Annotated in this window: 7 protein-coding genes; 5 read left to right on the top strand and 2 right to left on the bottom strand. The window is 24.2% G+C overall.

Features of this window, described 5'->3' with window-relative positions:
- The first annotated feature begins 637 nt into the window (after nt 1-637).
- Nucleotides 638-1,381 (top strand): uracil-DNA glycosylase family protein, encoded by a 744-nt coding sequence (locus tag J7G74_RS08345; RefSeq protein WP_297134046.1) that lies wholly within the window; start codon nt 638-640, stop codon nt 1,379-1,381.
- A gap of 16 nt (nt 1,382-1,397) precedes the next feature.
- Here J7G74_RS08345 and J7G74_RS08340 read toward each other — a convergent pair whose 3' ends face one another.
- A complete protein-coding gene (locus tag J7G74_RS08340; protein ID WP_297134044.1) occupies nt 1,398-1,853 on the bottom strand; it encodes a DMT family transporter in 456 nt (151 codons plus the stop codon).
- 11 nt (nt 1,854-1,864) lie between these two features.
- Entirely contained in the window at nt 1,865-2,287 is a 423-nt protein-coding gene (locus tag J7G74_RS08335; protein ID WP_297134041.1) for a DMT family transporter, read from the bottom strand.
- A gap of 122 nt (nt 2,288-2,409) precedes the next feature.
- Between J7G74_RS08335 and J7G74_RS08330 the strand changes: the two genes are divergently transcribed.
- From J7G74_RS08330 to J7G74_RS08315, 4 genes are all read left to right on the top strand, one after another.
- Nucleotides 2,410-3,117 carry a cyclic nucleotide-binding domain-containing protein gene (locus J7G74_RS08330; RefSeq protein WP_297134038.1) on the top strand — a complete coding sequence of 236 codons (708 nt, stop codon included), beginning with the start codon at nt 2,410-2,412 and terminating at the stop codon, nt 3,115-3,117.
- A gap of 228 nt (nt 3,118-3,345) precedes the next feature.
- The gene (locus tag J7G74_RS08325; RefSeq protein WP_297134035.1) at nt 3,346-3,687 is read left to right on the top strand and encodes a zinc ribbon domain-containing protein YjdM; all 342 of its coding nucleotides are present in this window, start codon (nt 3,346-3,348) and stop codon (nt 3,685-3,687) included.
- A 204-nt stretch (nt 3,688-3,891) separates the two neighbouring features.
- Entirely contained in the window at nt 3,892-4,380 is a 489-nt protein-coding gene (locus tag J7G74_RS08320) for a hypothetical protein (protein WP_297134032.1), read from the top strand.
- 361 nt (nt 4,381-4,741) lie between these two features.
- Nucleotides 4,742-5,905, top strand: a complete 1,164-nt coding sequence (locus J7G74_RS08315) for a PAS domain-containing protein (RefSeq protein WP_297134029.1) — start codon at nt 4,742-4,744, stop codon at nt 5,903-5,905.
- The last annotated feature ends 181 nt before the right edge of the window (nt 5,906-6,086 follow it).

Genomic DNA, 6,086 nt, shown 5'->3' with positions numbered 1-6,086 from the left:
ATATATATAATTTAGCAATATCTCAAGAATTAGAGGCTAAGTTATATTTAAATTAGGTAATACACATATTTTAAGTGTTTTTACATACACCCAAACCTTTGTAAAAGACCATATCATTTTGATATGGCCTTTTTATTATAATTAAAATCAATCTATTTGTTTTACCATTATCTGGACATGGATTTTTTTCTTTTCTTATGTCAAATACAATTTCTTTTATATCTGTTTGAACTTCATAGAACGGTATATTTAAATTCTTGCATAACTTGTAAAGGGGATGGGTGTCTACTCATCCTGGATTTAGGTTTATAGCTATTAGTTCAAATTTTTGTAGTGAAAATCTTTAATGGATTGTCTTGCTTTACTAAGTAGTTTTTGCATACATGTTTTCCACTAATCTAATATTTATAAAAAATTTAAGTTTTTTAAGGTATTAACTTTAAATAACTCAAACATTATAACAAACATAGTAATTTATATAATATATGATATAAAAATATCAAAAGTAGATGAATTACCCTAATAAAAATTTAAGTTTTAAATTAATTAAAAAGAATTATAAATTATTGCTATAATGTGAATATAAATTAGATAAAATAAAATAACTATTTATTATAAAATAACTCGAGAGGATATTATGAAAAAAACACTATATGATTATAAGGATGTAATAAGAAAACTTCCTTTAAAAGATAAGTATACAAAAGATGAACTATTAACAGAAGATTTTTTAGTAGATAAAGAAGATAATATAGAAATATATTATGCTCCACATAATGAATATTTAAATCCTAAAGCTAAAATTTTTATAATAGGTATAACACCTGGATTTCAACAGATGAATACAGCTATATCAACAGCTAGGAAAGAATTAGAAAATCATGATGATATTGAAACTATACAATATAAGTGTAAAGTAGCAGGTAGATTTAGTGGAAGCCTTAGAAAAAATATAATTAGTATGTTAGATGGAATAGAGCTTAATAAAGTTCTTGGTATAGAAAGTTGTAGTGAACTATTTTTACATAATGATTATTTACTACACACAGTTTCATTAATACCTTATTCTGTATTTGTAAAAAAACAAAATTATACAGGTCATGCTCCAAAACTAATAAAAAGTGAGTTTTTGATGAAGTATGTATATGAAAATTTTATTAAGGAACTTAGACAGATAGAAGATTATAACAGAGTGATATTAATACCATTAGGAAGGGCAGTTGAAGAAGTTTTACTAAATCTAGCAAAAGAGAAAATTATAAACGAAGAGCAAATCTTAAAGAATTTTCCTCATCCTTCTGGAGCAAATGTTAATAGATTAGTTCAATTTGAGGAGAATAAATCAGAAATGATTGATTTTATAAAATCAAAATTTAATTAAAAAATAACCGTATCAATTAATCAGATACGGTTTCTTTTTCTTTAGATTTATCTATATATAAATTATAACCAAGGCCCACTACCACTAAAATTCCGCCGATTACTTGATAAATAGAAATTTTTACTGTTGAGAAATAATCTATTATTATTCCTGTAAATAATTGCCCTACAAATAGTAATAAAGTCAAATAGAAAGATGAAACTTTAGAAGATAAAAATACTTGTAATGATACAACTGCCACACCTACAAGTCCTCCAGTATAAACAATCCATGGGGCACTATAAGAACTAGCTGTAAACAGTTTAAATGCTTCTCCACTAATTGTTAATAATATAAATGAACCAGCAAGACCAAATATATAATTAAAAAAAGTACTTTGATATACACCTATTCTCTCTGATAAAACAAAGTTTACAGATCTAGAAATTACATTTGTGATACCTGATAATATGGCAACTAATATATAAAACATAATATCCCTCCTTATTGTAAAGTCATCACATAGATACCTATGATAATGATGATAAATCCTAATATTTTTTTATTATCGAATTTATTTACAGGTAAATTAAAATACCCAAAGTGGTCTATTACTAGAGACGTAATTAATTGACCTAGTAATGAAAGAGAAACAGTTAAAGAAACTCCTAGGGTTGAAAAACTAGCATTAGTAAATAAAACTGTTAATATGCCAATAAGGCCTCCTGTAAACATATAAAATGGTATACCTTTAAGATTTTTAAATTTTGATTTAGTAACTAAAAGAACAGCTATGATACCGATAAGTCCAACAAAATGTATAATAACACTAGAAGCGTAATTACCAGATGTAGTGCTAACACCACCATTTAAAGAAATCATTATAGCAAGAATTGCTCCTGTGAAAATTGAAATCAAATAATTCATAATATAAATCTCCTCTCTTAGAATAATAAATAAAATATCATAAAAAAATAATAAAAATAATGACATATGTCACATATATCTATAATATTTAAAATATATTGAAAGATTGGAGGAAATATAGTGTGAAAAAAATAGATGATAAGTTTGTAATAGAAAGTTTCTATAAAGAGTTAGATATGCAAAAATTATTTAATAAAGATATGAAAAGATATATGAAATTGTTAAAATTTGAAAGGCATGAGTATTTATGTAGGGAAGATGAAGAATTAAAATATTTTATGTTTTTAGTACAAGGAAAGGCAAAAGTGTTTAAAAGCTTACCTAATGGAAGGTCTTCTCTTCTTAGTTTTTATAATTCTTTTAGAGCAATAGGAGATATAGAATTCATAAAAGAGGAAGTTGTATCAGGAACATTACAAGCCTTAAGTACATGTTATTGCTTAGCGATACCTATGGATATAGCAAGGAGCCAATTAATAGAAGATAGCAAATTTTTGAAATTTGCATGCGAAAGTTTAGCTGAAAAATTGGCAGCAATAAGTATGAATAGCTCTATAAATTTACTTTATCCTCTTGAAAATAGATTGGCAAGTTATATCAATGAGTTATTATTAATTAATAACAATGAAAGCCTATACGTAGATTTTGATGAAAGTTTAGTTAATATTGCTGAACATTTGGGAAGTAGTTACAGACATTTATTAAGAACTCTAAATGTTCTATGTGAAAAAGAGGTATTGCAAAAAGATGATAAGGGTTACAGTATAATAAATAAAAAGAAATTAGTAGAATTAGCAGGCGATTTATATAAAGATGTTAAATTCATATAGTTAAAAATAAATTATTTTATTTCCAATATAATAAAAGTTAAGTTTTTATTTTATGAAACTAAATAATATAAAATAGGCAAACTAATTATAAAGGGTATATTGTTAACATAAGAAAATATGATACAATATGAAAGGTTATGATGATATGAAATTATGTTAAAATATCATATGATTTTAACTACTAAATTCTTTTAGAATTAATGACAAAAAATCGGAGGAAATAATATTATGGAAAATTACCCAAATTGCCCTAAATGCAACTCAGAATATACTTATGAAGATGGAAACTTATTTGTTTGTCCAGAGTGCGCTCATGAATGGTCTAAAGAATCTGAAGAAGTAGAAGAAAATGTTATAAAAGATGCTAATGGAAATGTATTAAATGATGGAGATACTGTAACAGTAATAAAAGATTTAAAAGTTAAAGGAAGTTCATCAGTTATAAAAATAGGAACTAAAGTAAAAAACATTCGTTTAATTCATGAAGCATCTGATGGACATGACATAGATTGTAAAATAGATGGATTCGGTGCAATGAAATTAAAATCAAGTGTTATTAAAAAAATATAAGATATTATGTCGAAAAAAGCTAGGAAAATACCTAGTTTTTTTTATTATTAAAAAAATTTAATATTAATTAAAATTTATCTTTAAAAATCATTTGCTATATGATATTATTGTTTATTGAAAGAAATGAAATAATATTTATATAAATATTTTTTGCAAAAATTTTAAATACTAATTAAAACAAATTAATTAAAAGAGGGTAGAATAATGACAAAAGTACACAATTTTAACAAATACTTATTAGAAAAATGTCTTATAGGAAATGGTATAATAAACGGTATAATAAATGCAATTGTATTCTATGCATTACACAAAAGTGAGCCAGATGCTATATTTATGACAACAGATATAGTTATAGACTTAGCAGCAACAAGTTTAATATTAGGATTTATATTATCATTAATAGTATTACCTTTAACGAATAAAGATGTTAATTCTGGTAAAATTACTAAACAAGAAGTTACTAATAAAATAGTAGGTTTCTTACCAAAAAACAAATGGACATTAGCTTTAGCAGTAGGTGCAGTAACTATGGTTGTAATCACTATAGTAACTTGGGCTTTAGTTATGATATTAAGTTTATCTCCATTAACAGTTAAAACAATGGGAATATTCAAAGGTATAATGTGTTCAATAGCAGGTATGGTAGCAGGATATCTTACTATCATGAAAGCTGTTTCTGTTGAATCAAAATAATTAAGTAAAAAATAGAATTATATATTACAAAGAGCTAATCAATTATATTGGTTAGCTTTTTTATATATTTAAGATACTATAAATCACCGAAATTCCAGATAATTTATAATATCAACTGGATGGGCTTGAAATGTTTAGTGAATAAGTTACTCAAGCAACAGATACATTTGCTGGTTATATAAGTCAAGCGAGTTGTTTTATTCTATAAATTTGTCAGAATAGCTAAGCTTATGTTTGTTATATAAAAATATACTTTATATATATATAAATTTTTGATAAAATATATAGAAATAATAAATAAAATCTACTATAAAAAACAATGATGGGGGACTACATCAGTGGGGTAACAAAGGAGAATATTATGAGTAAAAAATCTGGGGAGGATAAAAGACTATATACTATAGAAGATTTAGAATTTGTATTGGATCATATGTCTCACGAAGTTTATATGAAAGATAAAGATGGTAAATATATTTATATTAATAAAAATGGATCTGAGAAGATAGGATTACCTAAGGATGAGATAATAGGAAAAATTGATAGAGACATTAGATTTAAATCTTTTTATGAAAAGTGTGAATATAGTGATAAGGCTATTTTACAAGAAGATAAAGAATTATTTTATGAACATAAATTAAGTGATAATATAGATGAAGAATTTTATAGAGTTTATAAGTTTCCAATTAAAGATGATAATGGAGATATAAAATTTATAGGAGCATATTGTAATAATATTACTTATAAAAATAAAATAGATAAGGAACTAAATAATTTATTTATTAATAATACACTGAATAAAGAATGTGATGAATATACAGAGTCTATAAAATCGATTTTAGATAATTTGAGTGAAATGATAAGTAGCACAAGTATAAATTTATTTTTAGTAGATAAAGATACACATAATTTAAAAAAATATTTAAGTTGTAGCAGACATAACAATATGTTTTGTAATAATACACAGGTAGAAATTGATTATAAAATATTTTCAAGTACATATGATGATAAATTAGAAATAAATATAGATAGTAGTTTGAATAAAGAGTTTAAAAAGAAATACATAAGAGATTATGATATCTCATCTAATTCTAAGTTAAGAATATTTCCTTTAAAATATAATAGTGACTTAATTGGGGTTATGTATATATATTATGATGAAAAAGACAATTGTAGCAAAGTTTATGATGGTTATATAATGGATATTTGCAATCAATTTAGTTTATTAATTACTAATATAGAATATAAAGATGAATTAAGACAAAGTTTGAATGATTATAAAACTAAAAATAAAAATCTACAAGATAAAAATGATAAATTAGAAGAAGCAATCGGTGCAGAAATGATAAAGGTTAACTTCTTAGAAAATATGTCTCATGAGTTTAGAACGCCTATAAACATAATATTAATGACAGCTCAATTATTGATTTCAATATTAGATAGTAATAAAGTTAACATAGATAGAGAAAAGATAATAAATCATATAAAAACTTTGAAACAAAATGGATATAGAGTATTGATAGTATAATGTTTAGTTGACATTTAAGTATTGACTTTTTTTGCAAAATAAAAGAGCATAGAGTTGCACTCAAACCCATGAATGGAATGATCTCTATGCTCAACAAGAATTATGAAATTCTTTGCAAATTAAATTTAACACAAAATAACATAACAGTCAATGATGTAATAAGGGCTGTTAGCTATCAATT

The organism is Terrisporobacter sp. (genome assembly GCF_017888745.1).
GTDB lineage: Bacteria > Bacillota > Clostridia > Peptostreptococcales > Peptostreptococcaceae > Terrisporobacter.
This window is presented reverse-complemented; position numbering and strand designations above follow the sequence as displayed.